Origin of the sequence: Klebsiella sp. CN_Kp097 (assembly GCF_040064495.1) — a bacterium.
GTDB lineage: Bacteria > Pseudomonadota > Gammaproteobacteria > Enterobacterales > Enterobacteriaceae > Klebsiella > Klebsiella aerogenes.
Genome location: NZ_JBEAIL010000022.1, coordinates 19,054 through 39,995, shown reverse-complemented (window position 1 = coordinate 39,995; position 20,942 = coordinate 19,054). Strand labels below are relative to the sequence as shown.

The window sequence follows — 20,942 nt, the reverse complement described above, 5'->3', positions numbered from 1 at the left end:
ACGCTCACCGGGGCTACCGGTTCGTGGGGCTGGAGATTACGCGCGGTCAGCGTCAGGAAGGATAACGCTCTCCTGCGGCTGCGCTGAGGCGTGCTCCTCTTTGGCCTTCAGCCGATCCCAGGCGCGGAAGAACGGATAGTAAACCACCAGCGAAATAGTTAAATTCACGACCTGCAGTATGGTGCCGGAAATATGGCCGCCGGTCGCCAGATAGCCGCTGATGAAGATCGGCGTAGTGAACGGCAGCGCGATTCCGGCCGGCGGCGCAACCAGCCCGGTCGCCATTGCGGTATAGGACACGATCACCAGCAGCACCGGCGTTAAAATAAACGGCAGGAAGAAGTACGGGTTCATCACCAGCGGGATGCCGAATACCATCGGCTCGCTGATGTTAAACAACGCTCCCGGCGCGGCAATTTTCCCCAGCTGTTTCATCTGCTGACTACGGCTGCGCAGCAACATAAATATCACCAGCCCCAGCAGCGCGCCGGTGCCGCCGGGCGCAATCCACAGATCGTAAAATTGCTGGGTAATGATATGCGGGATCGGCTGGCCGTTCTGAAAGGCCGTCAGGTTCTCTGACATATTCGACAGCCACACCGGCTGAATAAATACCAGCACAATCGCGTCGCCGTGCAGGCCCAGCGTCCACAAAATACCGATCACTATCACCGAAATAATCATCCCCGGCAGCGTACCGCCGACGTGATGCATCGGAATACCGATCAAAGTGGCGATCATGCTGTTGATGTCGCCGAACGGCGAGGCCTCAACCGCCAGGCGCAGCGCCAGCACCACCGCCAGAACACAGAAGCCGGGGATCAGGGCGAGGAAAGATTTCGCCACTGCCGGCGGCACGCCGTCCGGCATGCGGATAACGAGATTGCGGCTGGCGACCAAACGATAAATCTCCGTCGACAGCAGCGAAATGACAATAGCGACAAACAGCCCCTGGCTGCCGACCATGCTCACCGGGATCACCCCTTTAATCACCTCCGCCGCGCCGTGTACCGGGGTAAAGAGGGTGTTCTGCGGGATAGTCATCACAAAGGCCACCAGCGACATCGCCCCGGCGCTCAGCGGGTCGATGGTGCGGTACTTCTCCGCCAGCCGATAGGCGATGCCGAAGCTGGAAATCAGCGCCATAATGTCGTAGGTCGCTTTCACCGGGTACAGCATTTTATCGCGCCAGACCTCGCCAAACAGGCCGCTCATCATGTCGGCATAGCCGGGGATCGGCAGGTAGGCGAAAATCAGGAAAAACGAGCCAATCAGCATAAACGGCATATTCAGAATGATGCCATCGCGTACCGACAGGACGTGCTTTTGCCCGGCGATTTTCAGCGCCGCCGGCATGACGTAACGTTCAATCCAGCTTGTATTCGACATGGTGTGCTCCCGAGGGAAATAGCGGTCAGTTAAATTGCGTCAGCCATTGACGGTTTATTGTTAACACTTCATCCAGCAGCGCCTGGGCATCGGTGACGTTACCGACCAGCGGGTTAGCCACCAGCGCCAGCAGCGCGCTCTCGCGACAGCCGTGTACCGCGGCTTCAATCGTCAGCCGTTCAAAGGCCTTCACCTGCTGCGTCAGGCCGTTCATCGCCGGCGGCAGCGGGCCGAACGCCAGCGGCCGCGCCCCTTGCGCATCGATAATGCTGTTGGTTTCCACCACCGCATCATCATCCAGGCCGTGAATCGCGCCGTTGTTGCGGGTGTTTACCACCATCTCCGCGCCCAGGTTGTTGTGAATCGCATTGATAAGCTCAACGGCCACTTCCGAGTAGTAAGCGCCGCCGCGAAAGCTCAGCTGCTCTGGTTTTTCTTCCAGCTGCGGGTCGGCGTACAGCGCAAACAGCTCCTGCTCGACCTTCATCACCTGCTCGGCGCGGGTGCCTTTGGTTTGCGCTGCGGCGATCTCTTCCGCCAGCATCGCCGGCGTCAGCCAGAAATAACGATGATAAGGGCACGGAATCGCCTTTAGCGCGCGGAGGAATTCCGCCGGCCACGGCAGTTCTTTAATGTTGTTCATCGACAGTGCCTTACCGTCGCAGAGCATATCGATCACTTTGCCGGTGACATCCTCGCGCCCCTGTAGCACCTTATGCACCCAGACCATATGGTTGAGCCCGGCAAAGCGCAATTTCACTTCGGACTCCTGCGCGCCTAACATCCCGACGATCATGTGCTGCATGTTGATCGGCACGTTGCACAGGCCGATGATCTTCGCCGTGCTGTAGCGGCTGACCGCCTCGGTGACGATCCCCGCCGGGTTGGTAAAGTTAAGAATGAACGCTTCCGGCGCCAGCTGTTCCACTTTGCGCGCAACTTCGAGGATCACCGGGATCGTCCGTAGCGCCTTGGCGAACCCGCCGACGCCGGTGGTCTCCTGGCCCAATAGATGATATTTGAGACCCAGCCGTTCATCCGCGGCGCGCGCCGCCAGTTGCCCGACGCGTAGCTGCGTCAGCACAAAGCTGGCGCCGCGGATCGCCTCATCGAGCGTAAAGTGGACGCTGACCGCCACCTGCTCCAGCCCTTTATGTTTCAACATCCGCCGGGCCAGCGCGGCAATGATCTCAACCTTTTCCCTGCCGGATTCGACATCCACCAGCGCCAGTTCGGTGACCGGAAGCTGTTCATAACGAACGATAATCCCTTCAATAAGCTCCGGCGTGTAGCTGCTGCCGCCGCCGATAACGGCGATTTTCAGTGCTTGCATAGTGACCTCTATTCGCATTTTCGGCATGCAGATCGCCGCGCGCGATCGCCAGGACCGCACGTGAGGGTGATAAAAATGGGATTAGAAAATTAGCGTTCGAGCAGGGCCAGCGCTTTATCCAGCACCGCGGCGCCGCGCATCATGCCGTAGTCGGCCATATCAATCACCGCCACCGCTTTACCCTGCGGCGCCGCCAGCGCGGTCAGGCGGCCGGCTTCGTATTTGACCTGCGGCCCGAGCAGGATGACGTCGGCGTTCGGCAGTTCGCGTTCAAATTCCGCCACCGCTACGGCATAGATTTCCAGCGCCAGCGCGCGCTGCTGGGCTTCCGCTTTCATTTTGTTCACCAGCATGCTGGTCGACATGCCTGCGGCACAACAGAGTACGATTCGTGGCATTGCGCTTCCCCTTTGCGTGTTTATCGCTTCAGCCTTCACGACCTATGCGACTATATTGTTAATATTGTGTGATAGTGAAGGCTATATGAAAATAATTTTCACCGATGTGATCGAGGCTCAATTTTTGCGCATCATTTCCTCATGCCATTGCGAAACATCGACGCCAGACATAGGAAATATTCTGCGCAGGTGCTATAAAAACGGCTATTCACTAAGTGAAAAATATTTTCAATTCCGGGTACTGCCAAAGGGAACATCAGGATGGATATCGTAGGTCAACTACAGGACGGATTGGTCCGCTTTAGCGCTCAGGAGTCGCGCGTCGCCGCCTTTATTCTGGAAAATCTTAGCTTTACCGCCAGCGCCTCGATTGACGAACTGGCCGCCAGCGCGGGGGTCAGCCCGGCCACCATCACCCGCTTCGCCCGTTCGGTAGGTTGTGATGATATTCGTGATTTACGCAAACAGCTGGCTCAGGCCAGCGAACGGCGCGCCAGCTGGCTCACGCCGGATAGCGCCGCCCTGCCCGTCGCCTGGCGCGACAAACTTAGCAGCCTCGGCGATACGCTAACCCGTCAGCTCGGCCACACCGCCGAAGCGGCGGTGGAGAAGTGCAAATCGCGCCTGCTGAGCGCCCGCGCGGTGCATTGCTTCGCCCTCGGCGCCCAGGACGTGGCGCTGGCGGCGCTGCTTCAGCACCAGTTGCTGCCATCCGGTATCGCGATTAATCTCTGCCAGGATTCGGCGCTGATGCGAATGACTGCCAGTACCCTTAATGACGATCACCTGCTGCTGGTGCTGGCCACCGCCGATGCCAATGCCGTATTACAAAGCGCGACGCTGCAGGCGCGTACGCAAGGGGTGACGATTATCGCTCTGACCCCGGAACAGCACGCGCTGGCGGATATGGCCAGCGCCGTGCTTCCCCTGCCCGTCAACCCGCAGCATGCCCGCTACGCCCTGCTGCTGCTTGTCGATCTGCTTAACGATACATTGATTGCCTGAATATTCTGCCCGTTCCCTTCGCGATCGGGCCCCATTTTTGCTTATATTTTAAGCGCCTAAATTTACATTTCACGCTAGCGCCCATCATCCGTACTCTCACCTTTTTACCTTGTTCTGGGTCAATAAAATCGCAAACATCTTTGATGCAAATCACTACATATAGAACTTAAAATGCGCCTCGGCCCTACATATTGTATTAATCGTCTATTATGTCACCATATCTTGTCGTTGTTGGGCGGTGATGAGATGTGGATAAAAAGGGCCGGATCCGAAGGCAAACGCCGCTACTCGTAGCGTGGCGCGCTTTTGGGAGACCTTCCGCCTCTGTGGATAACCTGTTCTATATATGGAGTGATCATGACACCGCATGTGATGAAACGTGATGGCTGTAAAGTGCCGTTCAAGTCAGAGCGCATTAAAGAAGCAATTCTGCGTGCAGCTAAAGCAGCGGGAGTCGATGACGCAGACTATTGCGCCACCGTCGCAGAAGTCGTTAGCCAGCAAATGCAGGGCCGCGCGCAGGTCGATATCAACGACATCCAGACCGCCGTGGAAAACCAGTTGATGTCCGGCCCGTGGAAACAGCTGGCGCGCGCCTATATCGAATATCGCCACGATCGCGATATCGAGCGTGAAAAGCGCGGCCGTCTGAACCAGGAAATTCGTGGTCTGGTCGAGCAAACCAACTCATCGCTGCTCAACGAGAACGCCAACAAAGACAGTAAAGTGATCCCGACCCAGCGCGATCTGCTGGCCGGTATCGTGGCCAAACACTATGCCCGTCAGCACCTGCTACCTCGCGATGTGGTGCAGGCGCACGAGCGCGGCGAGATCCACTACCACGATCTCGACTATTCGCCGTTCTTCCCGATGTTCAACTGCATGCTGATCGACCTGAAAGGCATGCTGACGCACGGCTTTAAAATGGGCAATGCCGAAATTGAGCCGCCGAAGTCTATCTCTACCGCCACCGCGGTCACGGCGCAGATTATCGCCCAGGTCGCCAGCCATATTTACGGCGGCACCACCATTAACCGTATCGATGAAGTGCTGGCGCCGTTCGTCACCGAGAGCTTCAAAAAGCATCGTAAAATTGCCGAAGAGTGGCAGATCCCGGATGCCGAAGGGTATGCCCGTACGCGTACCGAGAAAGAGTGCTACGACGCGTTCCAGTCGCTGGAGTATGAGGTCAACACGCTGCATACCGCCAATGGCCAGACGCCGTTCGTCACCTTTGGTTTTGGCCTCGGCACCAGCTGGGAGTCGCGCCTGATCCAGCAGTCGATTCTGCGCAACCGCATCGCCGGCCTCGGGAAAAACCGCAAAACGGCGGTATTCCCGAAACTGGTCTTCGCCATTCGCGACGGCCTGAACCATAAGTTCGGCGATGCGAACTATGACATCAAACAGCTGGCCTTAGAGTGCGCCAGCAAACGCATGTACCCGGATATTCTCAACTACGATCAGGTAGTGAAAGTCACCGGGTCGTTTAAAACGCCGATGGGCTGCCGCAGTTTCCTCGGTGTATGGGAAAACGAGAACGGCGAACAGGTACACGATGGGCGCAACAACCTCGGCGTTATCAGCCTGAACCTGCCGCGTATCGCGCTGGAAGCGAAAGGCGACGAAGCCGCTTTCTGGGCGCTGCTGGACGAGCGCCTGCTGCTGGCGCGCAAAGCGCTGATGACCCGTATCGCCCGTCTGGAAGGGGTGAAAGCCCGCGTCGCGCCAATTCTGTATATGGAAGGCGCCTGCGGCGTGCGTCTGAAAGCCGACGATGACGTCGCGGAAATTTTCAAGAATGGCCGCGCGTCCATTTCCCTGGGCTACATCGGGATTCACGAGACCATCAACGCGCTGTACAACAATCAGCATATGTACGATAGCGAAGCGCTGCGTGAAAAAGGCATCGCCATCGTTCAGCGTCTGCGCGACGCCGTTGAACAATGGAAGGAAGAGACCGGCTACGGCTTCAGCCTGTACAGCACGCCGAGCGAAAACCTGTGCGATCGCTTCTGCCGCCTCGATACCGCCGAATTCGGCGTGGTACCGGGCGTGACCGAAAAAGGCTACTACACCAATAGCTTCCATCTCGACGTCGAGAAGAAGGTTAACCCGTACGACAAGATCGATTTTGAAGCGCCGTATCCGCCGCTGGCCAACGGCGGCTTCATTTGCTACGGCGAATATCCGAATATCCAGCATAACCTCAAGGCGCTGGAAGACGTGTGGGATTACAGCTATCAGCACGTACCGTACTACGGCACCAATACGCCGATCGATGAATGCTACGAGTGCGGATATACCGGCGAGTTCGAGTGCACCAGCAAGGGCTTTACCTGCCCGAAATGCGGCAATCACGACGCCGCCCGCGTATCGGTGACCCGCCGGGTATGCGGTTATCTCGGCAGCCCGGACGCGCGTCCGTTCAACGCCGGCAAGCAGGAAGAAGTGAAGCGCCGCGTGAAGCACCTGGGCAATGGGCAGATTGGTTAAAGACCAATGCGCTTTTCCCGGATAGCGGCGCGCAGCGCCTTATCCGGGCTACCACTGCCACTGTCGTAGCCCGGCCGAGCTCAGCGACGCCGGGAAATGGCCGCACTCCTTCGTTTTCGCAAAGCAATTAACGTCAGAGCAAGGCGGCAAACGAGTAAGTCCCGGGGAGCTTACTGGAGTAAGTGACCCGGGCGAGCGAGCGCAGCCAACGCCGCTGCAGCGGCAAATGAGAAGAGGAAACAATGAATTATCACCAGTATTACCCCGTCGACATCGTCAACGGCCCCGGCACCCGCTGCACCCTGTTTGTCTCCGGCTGCGTCCACGAATGCCCCGGCTGCTACAACAAAAGCACCTGGCGGGTAAATTCCGGTATGCCGTTCACAACCGGGATGGCCGACCGCATCATTGCCGACCTCAACGATACCCGCATTAAACGCCAGGGGCTTTCACTCTCCGGCGGCGATCCGCTGCATCCGCAAAACGTCGCGGAGATCCTCAATCTGGTTCAGCGCGTACGCGCCGAATGCCCCGGTAAAGATATCTGGGTCTGGACGGGCTATAAGATTGACGAACTGAACGCCGGGCAGATGGAAGTCGTGAACCTGATTAACGTGCTGGTCGACGGTAAGTTTGTGCAGGATTTAAAAGACCCGGCGCTTATCTGGCGCGGCAGCAGCAACCAGGTCGTGCATCATTTGCGTTAATCCCCTCTCCGTCAGCCTCTCAAAACCGGCTGACGCACTCCATGGCTACCGTTTTAAACTCATCGAAGCTACGGGTCGCGGCAAGGCGGCTCATGGCGCGCTCGCGCAGGAAAGTCACGAAAATATCGTAGATCGCCATCGCCTCTTCATACTCGCTCTTGCTGATAGCGAGCAGGAAGATGATATGGGCGGTTTCGTCGCCCCAGGCGATACCCTGCGGGGCGATCACGGTATAGACCACCGTCTTTTTCGCTAACAGGCCGAGGGCGTGCGGCAGCGCAATACCGTCGCCCAGCATGGTGCTGACAATCGCTTCACGCTCGACCACCGAATCATGAAATTCTGCATCGACGAAGCCTTCCTGCTGCAGCTGCTGACACAGCTCGGCGAACAGCGTTTGCTGATCTATCGGCTTATCGATCACCCGGAAATGGGCGGCATCGAAGTATTTATTCAACATCCACGGACGGGTGCGATCCACCAGCACCAGCTTGCCAATCTGATCTAACTGGTAATCGGTGGGGAACGGCGCGATGGTCACCACCGGTTTGTCTTTTTCGCCGATCCGTACCGTTGAGATAACAAAATCCTCATCGATCGCCTCCCGCTGTTCATATTCACGCTGGGAAATGGTAGCGGCGATCGCCAACTGCGGATATTTACGCTGCAGGATCGCTTCGATCATCCGCACCATCGCATTACTGGTATCGCACACCAGCAGTACGTGCGGCTGGCGCTGGTAGCCGATGTTGTAGTGGCGTTCCAGCCCGACGCCAATATGCAGCACCAGAAAGCCGATTTCGTTTTCGCTGATGGTATAAGGCGTGTATTTGCCCCAGCTCGATACCGCGGCGAGTGTCATATCCCATGCCATCGGATAGTGCTGTTTGATGTTATCGAGCAGCGGATTGGGGATCATTATCTGATAGCGCACACGGGTGATCATGGTTTTAATGTGGGTCAGCAGATCGGCGTGCAACTGGGCGTCGTCCAGCAGGTTGTAGTTATACTGGCTGTTGATGTAACGCAGAATGTAATTGACCAGCGCTTCGTCATCGTCGGCGCTGATGGTTTCCGGATCGACATCCTGTACCTGACGGGCGGCGATATGCACGCACAGCCACTCTTCCTCGGCGGGCGAGAAGGGTTTTCCGGCCAACCGCTGTAGCTCTCCCGCCAGATCGCGCGCCGCGTCGCGGACGTTTTGCGCCACATCTTCGGCGCTAAAATCGGCCAGCGGATAGCCTTCACTAACGCGGCGTACCACGACCGCGCCGTACAGGCAGATAAAGCGCTCGCCGACATCGGTGAGGCGAATATGATGCCGCGTGAGCGTCTCCTGCAGCACCGGTTCCAGTTGCGCAGGAACATCCGCTTCCAGCGCCTCGGCGCTAATCAGCGGATTCATGCCGCCCTGCAGCGTCAGCTCCCACAGTAAATCGGTCAGGCAGGCGCGAATCGATACCTCGCTGCCGAACAGCTTCATGCCGTGGCGCGGGCGGGTTTCAAGAGTCAACTGATAACGCTGGAAGCGCTCGCGCACCTCGACCATATCATTTTGCAGCGTGGCGCGGCTGACGAACCACTCATCGGCCAGATCTTCCAGCTTGATGGAGAACGCCGAGGTCAGGAAACGCACCAGCAAAAAGTGGATGCGCTCCTGGGCGGTACGCGGCACGTGCTGCGTCTTCGGCGCCGTCTCCTCCAGCGCCTGAAAACGCGATCGGTCGTCAATCTTCAGCTGATAACCGCTACCGCGGTTGAGCGTAAACTGCGCGCCATACTGCGCCAACAGCGCATTCAGCGCGGTAATATCGGCGCGCACGGTACGGGTAGAAACCGACAGCCGCTGCGCCAGTTCATCCTGCGGCAGCGTTTCATTTCGCAGCAGGGTGAAGAGTTGCGCTAAGCGTTGGTTGGGAAATCGCATGTCAGTTCCTTGTTGTTACGGCTCAGGGTTGGGCGGATATCACCATCTGCGATGGGCTACCGACCGGCGTGTAGTCTGGGGCAAAGGTTAATTTGCCATCCTTCGGCGCCACGCTAAAACGGGTAATATTATCGCTACGCTGGTTCATGACGTACAGCCACTGCCCCTGATTATCCAGCGTCAGCGTACGGGGGTAATCCCCACGCGTCCAGATATCCTCCTGGTGGCTCAGGCTGCCGTCAGCCAGCACGCTAAAGTGGGCAATGCTGTTATGCAGGCGGTTGGCGACATATAGCTGTTTGCCATCGTTGCTCAACACCAGGCCCGCGGCAAAGCTGGTGCCCTTATACTCTTTCGGCAGCGCGGAGACGGTTTTGCCTTCGCGCAGCAGGCCGCTTTGCTTATCAAGATGATAGAAGGTCAGCGTCGACGCTTCTTCGTTAATCAGCCACAGACCGTCGCCCTTTGGCGTAAAGACGAAGTGGCGCGGGCCGGCTCCCGGCGATGAGGCGGCGATAAACGGCGGATCGTTCGGCGTCAGCTTACCGCTGGCGCTATCCAGCCGGTACTGATAGATCCGATCCAGCCCGAGATCGGTGGAGTAAACAAACTTCCCACTTGGATCCGCGGCGATCATATGGGCGTGAGGGCCATTGTGATCGCTAATGGCAAAGCTGCCCTCGACGGCCGCCGCCGGACGTTCGGCGCCGGCCGGACCTTCATCCTGATGCACATCCACCGCCTCGCCCAGGCTACCATCTTCTTTCACCGGTAGCACGGCGGTGCTGCCGCTAACATAGTTGGCCACCAACAGATATTTACCATCCGGCGTCAGGGAGAGATACACCGGCCCGGCGCCGCCGGAGGCAACCTGGTTGAGTTCCGTCAGCTCGCCGTTCTTGTCAATTCGCCACGCCTGCACCACGCCTTTTTCGACTTCACTGGCGGCATACAGCGTTTTGCCATCGCGCGATACGGTTAACTGCGCGACGTTCGGCAACGAGCTCACCAGCGCCTTATCGCGCAGAGCGCCGGTTTTGGCATCGACGGTAAAGCGATACAGACCTTCGCCATTAGGATTATAGGTACCAATCCAGGCGTAGTGGGTTTGCGCGGCGGCGCCGGCGGCAAGCAAAGACAGTGAAGCAACAAGCAGGTGACGAGCGGTTGGCATGGTAACTCCTTGATGGTTCGGTGGGATAAGTTGCCCCTCACCCTTTGAGGGTGAGGGGCAAGGCACTACTTCACTAACTGTTTGGTCATCTCCAGCAACTGGCGCACATCGGCCGGGCGGGTGTTGCCGCTGGCTTTATCGATAATCGAGCTGTAAATATGCGGGATGATTTTACTCACGCCGGCATCCAGCGCGATTTTCAGGATCTCGCTGTAGTTTTCCAGATCGATACCGCCGGTCGGTTCCAGCCAGAAATCGTGCGCGGCGCAGGCTTTGGCTACGGCTTCAAACTCGGCGCGGTGCTTCAGGCCGCCCATCGGGAAGTATTTGATTGAGCTGCCGCCCATATCTTTTAACAGCGCGATGGCGGTTTCCAGCGGAACAATCCCATCCGCCGCGCCGCTGCTCAGCGGGCCGGTTGAGATCTTCACCATTCCCGGCGTGCCGGTCGGCGAGACCAGGCCATTCACCACGGTCTCATTCTGCCCGAGCAGCGCGCGGCTGGTAGCCACGCCGGTGAAGACCTGGTTGACGTGCTGCGGCTGCACCTGGCGAGAAATCTCGCTCACCATCGCCGACTGGTTTGGATCGCCTGCGCCCAGCCCGACGGAGAGCGCGTTATCAATCAGCTTCGCGTATTCACGCATATCGGCCACCGCGCTGGCGACGTCCGGATAGTTTTTGGAAAGCACGCCGACCAGTACGTGACCTTCCGCCGCGTCGTAAATTTCACGGGCGTTGTCTTTGCTACCCGCCAGTACGTTCAGGCACACGCGGTCACGGTAAAAGTTTGGGGTCAGTTTCATGCTTTTTTCTCCTTATTCAGAACTTCTGCGATGCGGCGAGCGACCACCTCCAGCTGCTGCGCGTTCACGCTGCGGACATCGGCTTCGATAATGCCTTCATTCGCTTTATAGCCGCGGAAGTAAATGGCGTATTCGCCCTGCTTCAGGGCGTTAACCAGATCGCCGGTATTCACGCCGGTGGTCGCTTCATCAAATTTAATTTCGGCGCGGGCGATATCACGGCCCGCGCTATCCCACACCACCCGCGCGGTCACGCCGTTGAGAGTGTTGAGCTGTTCGATAAACGGCGTCATCTTGTCCACCATCTGCTGGCCGCTCTCTTTGGTCGCCGTCAGGTAGTGTTCAATGGCGCAGGTCAGGCCGAGAATGCCCTCTTTGCCCACTTTCATCGCCCGGCCAATCCCCATCGACTGGCGCTTAACCCACTCAACGTACTGCGTTTTGCCGATGACCAGCCCGCTGGTCGGCCCTTCAATCGCTTTCGCGCCGCTGTAGATAACCAGGTCGGCGCCCATGCGGTAGTAGCACTGCAAATCTTCTTCCGCCGCCGCATCGACGATCAGCGGCAAGTTATGCTGGCGCGCCACTTCCGCGGCCTGCGCGACGTTAAGCATGCTTTTTTGCACACAGTGGTGGGATTTGATGTACAGAATCGCCGCGGTGCGCGGAGTGATCGCCGCCGCCAGCTGTTGGGCAGAACATTCGTTGGCGTAGCCCGCTTCCACCAGCTTACCGCCGCCCAGCGCCACCATGGTGCCAACCGGCGCGCCGAAGTTGACGTTGTGGCCCTTCGGCAGCACGATTTCGTTATTCTCAACTGGCGTTACGTGCAGGTTCTCCAGCAGCCAGTCGCTGTCTTTCACCAGCACCGCCGCGACCGACTGGGCAATCCCCGCCGACGCGCAGGAGACAACGGTCGCCCCTTCCACATCCAGCAGTTTGGCGATGTACTCGCCGGTTTTATTCACCAGGTCTTTCATTTCAAAGTACTGGTTCATACCGGCCATCGCGGCTTCAACCACTTCCGGGCGCGGCGTGGAAACGCCCAGCGCCGTCATTCGGCCAGAAGTGTTAATAACTTGTTTTAAATGGTATTTCTCAAAAATCGAAGGCATGTTCCGCGCTCCCTTGTTCGGTCAGATAGCCCTTGCCCGCGCGAATCGCGGCCAGCGGCACCAGAATGTTGTCAGCCTGCAGGCTCTCTTTTTCGGCATCCACCAGCAACGTGGGCTGATGCTGCAGGTTAAATAGCGTTAAATCGGCATCGAAGCCCACTTCCAGGCGCCCTTTACGCGTCAGGCGCAGCCCCTCGGCGGCGCTGACGGTCACGCAGTCAATGACCTGCGGCAGGGTCATGCCGATGGCGAGGAATTTCGACATCACCAGCGCCAGCGAGCGCACCGGGCCGTCGATACGGTTACGGCAGTAAATATCGGAGCTAATGGTGTGCGGCAGAATGCCCATCGCAATCGCCCGCCGCGCCACTTCAAAGCTGAAACTGGCGGTACCGTGGCCGACATCGAGGCGCACGCCGCGCTGCAGAGCGCGAGTAATGGAGCTGCGCAGCTCGCCGGCAGGATTAAGAATACGGTTCGGCTTGCCGTTATAGCAGTGGGTAATGATGTCGCCACTGCTCAGCAGATCGGCGATTTCATCGAGGTTCGGCGGGTTATTGCCAATGTGCACCATCAACGGCAGATCGCCGTTTTCCTGCTGAATGGCTTTGGCGCGCGCCAGCGGCGTAATGCCGCTTTCGCCGACGACGCTGCTGCTCATCCGCGCCTTCAGGCCGACGATAAAATCAGGATGACGTTGCACCGCCTGCTTCACCGCGGCGGCGTCGATATTAGCCATATTCGCCAGCTCATTCTGCGCAATCAGCCCGACGCGGGAGATGTTGAGCAACGCATAAACTTCCGTCGCCGCTTTACGGGTCAGTTGATAGAAGTCATCGACGTCGTCGGCGCCAGTGCTGCCGGCATCAATCACGGTGGTGACGCCGGTGGCGATGCCGACGCTATCCGGCTCATCGTGATAAATTGGTGAATTCGGGTAGCAGTGAACGTGAGAGTCAATCCAGCCAGCGCTGACGTAAACCTTGCCGTTCAGCTCGATGGTTTTACGGGAGGGCGCGCTAATCTCGCCCAGCGCCGCGATTTTCCCGTCCTGGATGGCGATATCAGTCAGGGTATCGTCGACGAGGCGCGCACGGCGCAGGAGTAAATCAAACATAGCTATCTCCTGATGAAAGAGTGAATCTGTTGCCGGATGGCGGCGTACCGCCTTATCCGGCCTACAAATCGCGCTGACTTGCAGGCCCGATAAGCGCGGCGCCATCGGGCGATTAGCTAATCGCAATCGGGAAGATGGAACCGAGGATCATCGCGCCGAGGATGGCGCCGCCGGTGATCGGTTTCTGCCAGATGTAGAACAGCAGTGCGCCAACCAAAGAACCAATTCCGATAGGAATAGACGCCGTCATCGCACTGAGGATGATCAAGGGGCCGAGGAAGCGGCCGGAGGCGTTACCGGCCCCCATCATCACGTCGGCGCCGTAGGTGGAGTCGCTCTGGTTGATGGTGAACTTACGCGCCAGAATGATGATGTAGCCGACTGCCAGGCCGAGGATCAGGCCGGTTGCCAGCGACGCGGCGAAGTTCGCCACCGGGAAGACAAAGCCCGCGCCGAGCAGCAGCGCCGGTACGCCGAGGCCGATACCGGTCTGAATGGCGCCGCCGATATCCAGAATCCCCACCAGCGAACCTTCGATGATGCGGGCGAACAGGAAGCTTGCGCCGAATGCCGCCACCGCGCCGTACGCGCCGGTATCAATCCCTGCCTTCAACATCGCCACGAAGGCCACTTCGTTAAAGGCGCCGATGCCGTACAGATAGTACATGTGCGTCCCGGCGAAGACGCCGGAGGAGAGCAGGCCAACAAAGATCGGGAACGACCAGTCGGCATACCAAAAACCTTTATTCTGTTCCATTATCAGGCTCCCGTTACTTGCCGCTGAGTGAGTTGTGGATCATGTCCAGCCAGTTCGGCACGGTCAGATGGAAGGATTCGAGCATCTTCATGTCGAAGCCGCGGAAGAAGCCGCTGAGGACGAACAACGCGACAATGGCGATCATCATCACTTTGGTTACCCGGTTCCAGCCGCTCTCTTCTACGCCTTTACCGATCAGGATCCCCAGTACCAGACCCGGTACGGCGTTCCCCATAATCAGCTGTGCCGCGCCGCCGAAAATCGTCGCCCAGAAGCCTGATTTCTTACCGGCATCGATAGCCGCCAGCCAGAAAATCACCGGCATCACGGTGTTCACCAGCAGGTTTGCCGCCGGAACCAATACCTTAACGGCGGTGACCTGCAGCGCTTCCGGTACGGAAGAGGCGGTCAGGTTAAGGAAGGCGACGACGATCATGCCGATGATGCCGCAGGCAATGGCCATTTTTTTCGGATCGTGTAGCGTTTCGCCAACGTTACGATTTTTCACCATCAACGCCGCCGCGCCCCAGTTCGGGATAATGCGGTGGTCAACGTCCTGAGTGAAGGAGCCTGCTGCAACGGAAGAGGCCCAGGCGTTAAAGAAGAAGCCGAGACCAAAAGAGAAGTGAGAAGCCGGATCGCCTTCGCAGGAATTCAGCTCGCCCAAGGTACGAAACGCCCCCATCCCTTGCGTGGTGGGCGCGTGAAACATGCGTGCCGCTCCGGCGCCCACGCCGACGCCGACCAGGCCGCCGATGATGAGCGATTTTATTAAAATTATCAGGAACATAGTCTGACCCTTTGGTAACAATCAGGTTTGCGTGACGAAATCCACTTTATCGAGATCGATGGCGGTCACGTTGACGGTGACGTCCAGCTCCACGCTGTAGGTCCGTCGTTCACGGCGCAAAAAGATGAACAGAAACGCCTCTTTTCGTACCGCTTCACGCGCATGAACAACCGTCACGTCCTGTGGCTCAATACGCAGTAGGATGCGCGATGATGATTTCATCACCGCAGCCTGCACATGGTTCAGGGCATCGGCGAAGGCCCGTGATTTGCTTTCGCCTTTGCCTGCAACCCTCACCGTGGTGGTGAATTGCTCTTTCATACTTATGCGCCGTATTTCTTTTTCCAGGCTTCAACCAGGCGCTCGCCCAGCTCTTCTTTATCCATGAAGCCGAAGCCCAGCACGTTGCAGCCTTCGTTGATGGCGGTGACGCCCTCTTCAATAGAACGCATGCCGTATTTTGCTTTGTAACCGTACTTGGTCTGCGCGGTGATGGCGCCTGCGCCGCCGCTACCGCAGAAGGAGATGCCGAAAGAGGCGTTTTCCGCTTTCATCATGTCGCCAAGTTTCATATCTGCAGCAACGCCAGGGACGACCACTGCATGTGCGCCGGCTTTTTCTGCGCCTGCCGCGACTTTTTGTCCTTTACCCAGACGGTCGCCAATAACTACGGTGATTTGTTCCATGTTTTGCTCCTTACAGGTTTTCTTTTGCGACTTCGAAGTGGACGGACAACAACCAGGCCTCTTCATCAGGCAGGTTGCCGAACTGTGCGACCACTTCGCGGGCCAGCATCATTGAATCTTCAGAAATTTCTTCGAACAGACTGGCATCCACTTCCGGTAGCGGTTCGCCGCTGATTGACCGGTGGGCCATGGCCCGCACGTGGGAAGTCAGCATTTGCTCCTGAACGTCGTTAGGGACGATGTCGTGACGGCTTAACAGGGCGAATACCTGCTGTAACATCTTGTCAGCCAGGCGTTCGGTCTGCGCCGCCTGCTCCCCTACGTCGTTTATTACCGCTCCGTTATTCACTTGTGTTACCCCGCTGATGTCTCTGGAATCCAAAGTAGCGCCGGGGGTCAGGAGTTTGTAGCGAGTTGTTTTCCACTTCGAAGTGGAAAGGGAGAAGGCTTAGGTGATCGACTCCACATATTCGCCGGATAAATGTAAAAACAGGCGATATGACGTGATGCACATCACAACAATGAGCGAGGTTTAGCGGAAAACGACCGCAGAAAGACCGGAAAAAGAAAAGGGAAAAATGTGATACAGGTAGGCTTTTAGGCGGGAGACATCGGCTGACGCCTCCCGAAAATGGCGATTAGCGATACTTCTTATGGTAAGTATTGCGGGTAGTTTTGAAGTCCTCCGCGGCAGCCTGCGCCTCTTTAAGCTTACCAGCGTCAGCTAACTTCAGCGCGCCGTCGATCTGGCCGACCAGCGTTTCCAGACCGTGGCGGAAATCTTTCATCTCCGGGCTATCGGCCGCTTTGCCTTCCAGTTTTGGCGGCGTCTCTTTCTGCGCGTCAACCGCAGCGGTGCGCATCTTATTCAGCGCCGCTTTCAGCTCGCCAATGTCAGAGGTTTTTTGTACCACCTGCAGGTTTTCCGCAAGGGTGTCCATGTCTTCGCCAAGATCGGCGAACGCCGATGCCGAACCGAGCGCAAAAGCAGAGACAGCCAGCATCGCTAACATTTTTTTACGCATTGCTCACTTCCTTTTTATTATGAAGATATCAAGCGGGCGCGGCAGGACGCGCCCGGCACACAGGTCATTGACCGGCGATTTTCATCTCCGGCAGCAGCACGGAACCACACTGAATATTGCTGCGCGTTTCGATATCGTCGCCGACGGTGACAATATTACGCCACATTTCTTTCAGATTTCCGGCGATGGTGATCTCACTGACCGGATACTGAATTTCGCCGTTTTCTACCCAGAAACCGGATGCGCCGCGCGAGTAGTCGCCGGTCACGCCACTGACACCCTGCCCCATCAATTCGGTGACCACAAGCCCGGTGCCCATCTCTTTAAGCATCTTTGCAAAACTCAGGCCGCGGCCGTTGATGCGCCAGTTATGGATACCGCCGGCGTGGCCGGTGCTTTTCATACCCAGCTTGCGCGCGGAGTAGTTAGTCAGCAGCCACTGGGTCAGCACGCCGTCTTTGATGATGTCGCGACGTTCGGTGCGCACGCCTTCGCTGTCGAACGGCGTGGAGGCCAGCCCCTTCAGCAGATGCGGGTGTTCTTCGATGGTCAGCCACTCCGGCAGGATCTGTTTGCCGAGGGAGTCGAGCAGGAAGGTCGATTTACGGTAGACCGCGCCGCCGGCAATCGCCCCGACCAGGTGGCCAAACAGCCCGGTGGCCACTTCGTTGGCGAAGATAACCGGCGCTTTCATCGTCGACAGCTTACGCGGCGCCAGGCGCGACAAAGTGCGACGGGCGCATTCGTTGCCGACCCACTCCGGGGTCTGTAAGTCGCCAAGAGCGCGGCCAATGGTGTAGGCATAGTCGCGTTCCATATCGCCGTTTTCTTCGGCAATCACGCAGCTGGAGAGCGAATGGCGGGTAGAGCAGTAGCTCTGGAGCATGCCGTAGCTATTACCAAAAACTTTAATCCCATAGTGGCTGTTGAAGCTGCCGCCTTCGGTATTGGTAATACGTTTGTCGGCCTGCAAGGCGGCCTGCTCGGCGCGGGCGGCCAGCTCGATGGCTTCATCCGGAGAGACCTCTGCCGGATGGAACAGGTCCAGATCCGGGGCGTCAAAGGCCAGCAGTTCTTTATCCGCCACGCCGGCAAACGGGTCCGGCGAGGTGTAACGCGCGATATCCAGCGCCGCCTGCACGGTACGGGCGATAGCGTCCGGGCTCAGGTCGGTCGACGAGGCGCTGCCTTTACGGTTTTGATGATAAACGGTGATGCCCAGCGCGCCGTCGCTATTGAATTCAACATTCTCCACCTCACCGTAGCGGGTGCTGACGCCGATGCCGGTGGTCTTGCTGACGGAGACTTCCGCACCGTCGGATTTGCCTGCCGCCAGTTCCAGTGCCGTACTAACGGCTTCTTCCAGCGTCTTACGCTGCTGTGCAACTTGAGAGATGACTTTCATTGCTAATGCCATAATGTAAGAAGGAGTTAACTGAAGTCTAACAGAGAACCGTTTTTCAGTGCGCGCCTTAACTGGTAACATTAGCCTCTTTTTTAAGGAGCCTGAGATGACAAAGCAGCCCGAAGACTGGCTCGACGACGTGCCCGGTGATGACGTTGAAGATGAAGATGATGAAATTATCTGGGTCAGCAAGAGTGAAATTAAGCGCGATGCGGAAGAACTGAAGCGTCTTGGCGCGGAAATGGTAGACCTTGGTAAGAACGCGCTGGATAAGCTGCCGCTCGATACCGACCTGCGCGACGCCATTGAACTCGCCCAGCGTATCAAGAAAGAAGGCCGCCGCCGCCAGCTGCAGCTGATTGGTAAAATGCTGCGTAACCGCGACGTCGATCCGATTCGCCAGGCGCTGGATAAGCTGAAGAACCGTCACAACCAGCAGGTTGCGCTGTTCCATAAGCTGGAACAAATCCGCGATCGCCTGATTGATAATGGCGATGATGCGGTCGTAGAGGTATTGAACCTGTGGCCAGACGCTGACCGTCAGCAGCTGCGCTCACTGATCCGTAATGCCAAAAAAGAGAAAGAAGGCAACAAGCCGCCGAAATCCGCGCGCCTGATCTTCCAGTATCTGCGCGAACTGGCCGAAAACGAAGGCTAGTCCCCACGCTAACCGCCATCTCCCGGATGGCGGCGCGTTGCGCCTTATCCGGGCTACCCCATCACCTCGCGCCCTAAATCGCGGGCAAACTGCTGATACTGCGCCGCATCGATCGGCTGCGGATAGCTCAGCACCAGCAGTTCATGATCGTCGATTCCTTGATGATAAGTCGGATGGCGGTGCGCCCAGGCATTGGCATGGAATCCCATCGACTGATAAAAGCGCAGCCGTTTATGGGCGATTTCGCTGGTGAGCGGATCGATTTCCAGAATGGTCAGCGGCGCGCGCGTCAGGATCTGCGCCAGCAACTGTTTGCCATAACCGCGCGAACGCAGGGTGTCGTCAATCGCCAGATGTTCGATATAGCTATAACCGGCAAACTGCCAGCAGCCGCTCAGGCCAATAAATCCCCCGTCATCAAACCACGCTTCCAACGCATAGTGCGGGTTGCTCAGCGCCTGAAGTTTGGCGTCGCTTTCGCGCTGTTCGTGCCACGGAAAGGCGCGGGCGTACAGCGCGTCAAGCGTGGCGAAATGGGGCGAGTCGGTAGAAAGTACTCTTTCACAGGTCAGCATCACACAATCCCTGATGGCAAAAACAAAACTGCCCTCACGCGGAGGGCAGTAACCGGAAGCGTTCGCGCTTATTCTGCCGCGGCCGCTTTTTGCGCCAGTTTATCCAGCAGCTTCTGATGAATACCGCCGAAGCCGCCGTTGCTCATCACCAGAATATGGTCACCCGGATGCGCGGTTTTCACGATCATGTCCACCAGCGTATCGACGTCGGCGCTCCAGTGCGCCGGCTGTACGCAGGCTTCCGCCACTTCCGCCACCTGCCACGGGATATGCTGCGGCTGTAGCAGGAAGACTTCATCGGCGCGGCCGAGAGACGGCGCCAGATCGTCTTTGCAGACGCCCATTTTCATGGTGTTGGAACGCGGCTCCAGCACCGCCAGAATACGCGCGGTGCCGCCGACTTTGCCGCGCAGCGCCTGCAGCGTCGCGAGAATGGCCGTCGGATGGTGGGCAAAATCGTCGTAGACGGTCACGCCGTTGGCTTCGCCGCGTAGCTCAAGGCGGCGGCGGGCGTTGATAAAGCTGCCCAGCGCGTTAGCGGCATCCGCCGGCACCACGCCGACATGACGCGCCGCGGCAATCGCCATCAGGCCGTTGTGCATATTATGTTCGCCGACCAGCGCCCAGTTCACTTCGCCGACTTTTTCGCCGTCGAGCAGGACTTCCCACTGCGAGGCATCGGCGTTGAGTTTCTTCGCCTGCCAGTGCCCCTGTTCGCCCACCAGCTCCTGTTCGCTCCAGCAGCCCATCGCCATCACCTGCTTCAGGTTGATGTCGCTCTCCGGCAGAATAATTTTGCCTTTGCCCGGCACGATGCGCACCAGGTGGTGGAACTGTTTCTGAATCGCTTTCAGGTCGTCAAAGATATCCGCATGGTCAAACTCAAGGTTATTGAGGATCAGCGTGCGCGGGCAGTAGTGAACGAACTTGGAACGCTTGTCGAAGAAGGCGCAGTCATATTCGTCGGCTTCAATCACGAAGAACGGGCTGTCGCCCAGGCGTGCGGAAACATCGAAGTTCCCCGGTACGCCGCCGATAACGAAGCCCGGCTTATAGCCGCAGGCTTCGAGGATCCACGTCGCCATGCCGGCGGTGGTGGTTTTACCGTGAGTACCGGCGACGGCCAGCACCCAGCGGTCGCGCAGAACGAAGTCGTGCAGCCACTGCGGGCCGGACATGTACGGAATGTTGTTTTCCAGTACCGCTTCGACGCACGGATTACCGCGGGTCATAGCGTTGCCGATAATCACCAGGTCCGGCTGCGGGTCCAGTTGGCTGGCGTCATAGCCCTGAATCAGATCGATGCCCTGGTTTTCCAGCAGGGTGCTCATTGGCGGATAAACGTTAGCATCCGAGCCGGTTACTTGATGCCCGAGGGAACGTGCCAGCATTGCCAGCCCCCCCATAAACGTGCCACAGATTCCTAAAATATGAATGCGCATTCGTTACTTCCCTCATTAATCTGACCCGCATTTTACCCATATGTAGGCCCCCTGAGAAATGCATTTCAGGCAAATCTGCATTTGCTGGCGCGATTCACCTGTGCGCAGTTTTTTTATTATTTGTTAAGATTGTT

Annotated in this window: 21 protein-coding genes; 4 read left to right on the top strand and 17 right to left on the bottom strand. The window is 57.8% G+C overall.

The window, feature by feature from the left end; all coding sequences use genetic code 11:
• Positions 1–36: 36 nt before the first annotated feature.
• From celB to ABLV07_RS18645, 3 genes are all read right to left on the bottom strand, one after another.
• Positions 37–1,389 carry a PTS cellobiose transporter subunit IIC gene (celB, locus tag ABLV07_RS18655; protein WP_015704207.1) on the bottom strand — a complete coding sequence of 451 codons (1,353 nt, stop codon included), beginning with the start codon at positions 1,387–1,389 and terminating at the stop codon, positions 37–39.
• A 25-nt stretch (positions 1,390–1,414) separates the two neighbouring features.
• Entirely contained in the window at positions 1,415–2,722 is a 1,308-nt protein-coding gene (locus tag ABLV07_RS18650) for a 6-phospho-beta-glucosidase (RefSeq protein WP_157195099.1), read from the bottom strand.
• An 89-nt stretch (positions 2,723–2,811) separates the two neighbouring features.
• A complete protein-coding gene (locus ABLV07_RS18645) occupies positions 2,812–3,120 on the bottom strand; it encodes a PTS sugar transporter subunit IIB (RefSeq protein ID WP_020079792.1) in 309 nt (102 codons plus the stop codon).
• A 261-nt stretch (positions 3,121–3,381) separates the two neighbouring features.
• Between ABLV07_RS18645 and ABLV07_RS18640 the strand changes: the two genes are divergently transcribed.
• From ABLV07_RS18640 to nrdG, 3 genes are all read left to right on the top strand, one after another.
• A complete protein-coding gene (locus tag ABLV07_RS18640; protein ID WP_015704205.1) occupies positions 3,382–4,125 on the top strand; it encodes a MurR/RpiR family transcriptional regulator in 744 nt (247 codons plus the stop codon).
• A gap of 357 nt (positions 4,126–4,482) precedes the next feature.
• The gene (nrdD, locus tag ABLV07_RS18635) at positions 4,483–6,621 is read left to right on the top strand and encodes an anaerobic ribonucleoside-triphosphate reductase (RefSeq protein ID WP_015368566.1); all 2,139 of its coding nucleotides are present in this window, start codon (positions 4,483–4,485) and stop codon (positions 6,619–6,621) included.
• Positions 6,622–6,863: 242 nt separating this feature from the next.
• Positions 6,864–7,328 (top strand): anaerobic ribonucleoside-triphosphate reductase-activating protein, encoded by a 465-nt coding sequence (gene nrdG, locus ABLV07_RS18630; protein ID WP_015704204.1) that lies wholly within the window; start codon positions 6,864–6,866, stop codon positions 7,326–7,328.
• 19 nt (positions 7,329–7,347) lie between these two features.
• Here the strand turns inward: nrdG and ABLV07_RS18625 are convergent, their stop codons facing one another.
• The 12 genes from ABLV07_RS18625 to pmbA form a co-directional block, all read right to left on the bottom strand.
• Positions 7,348–9,258 carry a PRD domain-containing protein gene (locus ABLV07_RS18625; RefSeq protein WP_045360318.1) on the bottom strand — a complete coding sequence of 637 codons (1,911 nt, stop codon included), beginning with the start codon at positions 9,256–9,258 and terminating at the stop codon, positions 7,348–7,350.
• 22 nt (positions 9,259–9,280) lie between these two features.
• Positions 9,281–10,432 (bottom strand): lactonase family protein, encoded by a 1,152-nt coding sequence (locus ABLV07_RS18620; protein WP_015368569.1) that lies wholly within the window; start codon positions 10,430–10,432, stop codon positions 9,281–9,283.
• A gap of 65 nt (positions 10,433–10,497) precedes the next feature.
• Positions 10,498–11,238, bottom strand: a complete 741-nt coding sequence (locus tag ABLV07_RS18615) for a KDGP aldolase family protein (protein WP_020079796.1) — start codon at positions 11,236–11,238, stop codon at positions 10,498–10,500.
• Complete coding sequence (locus tag ABLV07_RS18610; RefSeq protein WP_015704202.1) at positions 11,235–12,353, bottom strand: DgaE family pyridoxal phosphate-dependent ammonia lyase; 1,119 nt, start codon at positions 12,351–12,353, stop codon at positions 11,235–11,237. Before ABLV07_RS18610 ends, ABLV07_RS18615 begins: the two co-directional genes overlap by 4 nt.
• Positions 12,337–13,470: an amidohydrolase/deacetylase family metallohydrolase gene (locus tag ABLV07_RS18605; protein WP_157195100.1), complete on the bottom strand. Its 1,134-nt coding sequence runs from the start codon at positions 13,468–13,470 to the stop codon at positions 12,337–12,339. Before ABLV07_RS18605 ends, ABLV07_RS18610 begins: the two co-directional genes overlap by 17 nt.
• 112 nt (positions 13,471–13,582) lie before the next feature.
• On the bottom strand, positions 13,583–14,227 hold the full coding sequence (locus ABLV07_RS18600) for a DUF4310 family protein (RefSeq protein WP_015368573.1): 645 nt from the start codon (positions 14,225–14,227) through the stop codon (positions 13,583–13,585).
• 13 nt (positions 14,228–14,240) lie between these two features.
• Complete coding sequence (locus ABLV07_RS18595; RefSeq protein WP_015368574.1) at positions 14,241–15,017, bottom strand: DUF4311 domain-containing protein; 777 nt, start codon at positions 15,015–15,017, stop codon at positions 14,241–14,243.
• A gap of 21 nt (positions 15,018–15,038) precedes the next feature.
• The gene (locus ABLV07_RS18590) at positions 15,039–15,338 is read right to left on the bottom strand and encodes a DUF4312 family protein (RefSeq protein WP_015368575.1); all 300 of its coding nucleotides are present in this window, start codon (positions 15,336–15,338) and stop codon (positions 15,039–15,041) included.
• A gap of 2 nt (positions 15,339–15,340) precedes the next feature.
• On the bottom strand, positions 15,341–15,703 hold the full coding sequence (locus ABLV07_RS18585; RefSeq protein ID WP_020079798.1) for an SFCGS family glycine-rich protein: 363 nt from the start codon (positions 15,701–15,703) through the stop codon (positions 15,341–15,343).
• Between the two features lie 10 nt (positions 15,704–15,713).
• The gene (locus ABLV07_RS18580) at positions 15,714–16,052 is read right to left on the bottom strand and encodes a PRD domain-containing protein (RefSeq protein WP_015368577.1); all 339 of its coding nucleotides are present in this window, start codon (positions 16,050–16,052) and stop codon (positions 15,714–15,716) included.
• A gap of 289 nt (positions 16,053–16,341) precedes the next feature.
• Positions 16,342–16,728, bottom strand: a complete 387-nt coding sequence (gene cybC, locus ABLV07_RS18575; protein ID WP_045411086.1) for a cytochrome b562 — start codon at positions 16,726–16,728, stop codon at positions 16,342–16,344.
• 64 nt (positions 16,729–16,792) lie between these two features.
• On the bottom strand, positions 16,793–18,145 hold the full coding sequence (gene pmbA / locus ABLV07_RS18570; RefSeq protein ID WP_045360325.1) for a metalloprotease PmbA: 1,353 nt from the start codon (positions 18,143–18,145) through the stop codon (positions 16,793–16,795).
• A gap of 94 nt (positions 18,146–18,239) precedes the next feature.
• On the opposite strand from pmbA, the gene yjgA reads away from it, so the two are divergent.
• Positions 18,240–18,791: a ribosome biogenesis factor YjgA gene (yjgA, locus tag ABLV07_RS18565; protein ID WP_015368580.1), complete on the top strand. Its 552-nt coding sequence runs from the start codon at positions 18,240–18,242 to the stop codon at positions 18,789–18,791.
• Positions 18,792–18,844: 53 nt separating this feature from the next.
• On the opposite strand, the gene ABLV07_RS18560 is transcribed toward yjgA, so the two are convergent.
• Complete coding sequence (locus tag ABLV07_RS18560; protein WP_015368581.1) at positions 18,845–19,366, bottom strand: GNAT family N-acetyltransferase; 522 nt, start codon at positions 19,364–19,366, stop codon at positions 18,845–18,847.
• Between the two features lie 68 nt (positions 19,367–19,434).
• Positions 19,435–20,808: a UDP-N-acetylmuramate:L-alanyl-gamma-D-glutamyl-meso-diaminopimelate ligase gene (mpl, locus tag ABLV07_RS18555; protein WP_032709697.1), complete on the bottom strand. Its 1,374-nt coding sequence runs from the start codon at positions 20,806–20,808 to the stop codon at positions 19,435–19,437.
• Positions 20,809–20,942: the final 134 nt, after the last annotated feature.

What these genes read in the sequence shown, in the direction of transcription:
- celB (WP_015704207.1), bottom strand. Translation starts at nt 1,389, where the DNA reads ATGTCGAATACAAGCTGGATTGAACGTTACGTCATGCCGGCGGCGCTG.
- ABLV07_RS18650 (WP_157195099.1), bottom strand. Translation starts at nt 2,722, where the DNA reads ATGCAAGCACTGAAAATCGCCGTTATCGGCGGCGGCAGCAGCTACACG.
- ABLV07_RS18645 (WP_020079792.1), bottom strand. Translation starts at nt 3,120, where the DNA reads ATGCCACGAATCGTACTCTGTTGTGCCGCAGGCATGTCGACCAGCATG.
- ABLV07_RS18640 (WP_015704205.1), top strand. Translation starts at nt 3,382, where the DNA reads ATGGATATCGTAGGTCAACTACAGGACGGATTGGTCCGCTTTAGCGCT.
- nrdD (WP_015368566.1), top strand. Translation starts at nt 4,483, where the DNA reads ATGACACCGCATGTGATGAAACGTGATGGCTGTAAAGTGCCGTTCAAG.
- nrdG (WP_015704204.1), top strand. Translation starts at nt 6,864, where the DNA reads ATGAATTATCACCAGTATTACCCCGTCGACATCGTCAACGGCCCCGGC.
- ABLV07_RS18625 (WP_045360318.1), bottom strand. Translation starts at nt 9,258, where the DNA reads ATGCGATTTCCCAACCAACGCTTAGCGCAACTCTTCACCCTGCTGCGA.
- ABLV07_RS18620 (WP_015368569.1), bottom strand. Translation starts at nt 10,432, where the DNA reads ATGCCAACCGCTCGTCACCTGCTTGTTGCTTCACTGTCTTTGCTTGCC.
- ABLV07_RS18615 (WP_020079796.1), bottom strand. Translation starts at nt 11,238, where the DNA reads ATGAAACTGACCCCAAACTTTTACCGTGACCGCGTGTGCCTGAACGTA.
- ABLV07_RS18610 (WP_015704202.1), bottom strand. Translation starts at nt 12,353, where the DNA reads ATGCCTTCGATTTTTGAGAAATACCATTTAAAACAAGTTATTAACACT.
- ABLV07_RS18605 (WP_157195100.1), bottom strand. Translation starts at nt 13,470, where the DNA reads ATGTTTGATTTACTCCTGCGCCGTGCGCGCCTCGTCGACGATACCCTG.
- ABLV07_RS18600 (WP_015368573.1), bottom strand. Translation starts at nt 14,227, where the DNA reads ATGGAACAGAATAAAGGTTTTTGGTATGCCGACTGGTCGTTCCCGATC.
- ABLV07_RS18595 (WP_015368574.1), bottom strand. Translation starts at nt 15,017, where the DNA reads ATGTTCCTGATAATTTTAATAAAATCGCTCATCATCGGCGGCCTGGTC.
- ABLV07_RS18590 (WP_015368575.1), bottom strand. Translation starts at nt 15,338, where the DNA reads ATGAAAGAGCAATTCACCACCACGGTGAGGGTTGCAGGCAAAGGCGAA.
- ABLV07_RS18585 (WP_020079798.1), bottom strand. Translation starts at nt 15,703, where the DNA reads ATGGAACAAATCACCGTAGTTATTGGCGACCGTCTGGGTAAAGGACAA.
- cybC (WP_045411086.1), bottom strand. Translation starts at nt 16,728, where the DNA reads ATGCGTAAAAAAATGTTAGCGATGCTGGCTGTCTCTGCTTTTGCGCTC.
- pmbA (WP_045360325.1), bottom strand. Translation starts at nt 18,145, where the DNA reads ATGGCATTAGCAATGAAAGTCATCTCTCAAGTTGCACAGCAGCGTAAG.
- yjgA (WP_015368580.1), top strand. Translation starts at nt 18,240, where the DNA reads ATGACAAAGCAGCCCGAAGACTGGCTCGACGACGTGCCCGGTGATGAC.
- ABLV07_RS18560 (WP_015368581.1), bottom strand. Translation starts at nt 19,366, where the DNA reads ATGCTGACCTGTGAAAGAGTACTTTCTACCGACTCGCCCCATTTCGCC.
- mpl (WP_032709697.1), bottom strand. Translation starts at nt 20,808, where the DNA reads ATGCGCATTCATATTTTAGGAATCTGTGGCACGTTTATGGGGGGGCTG.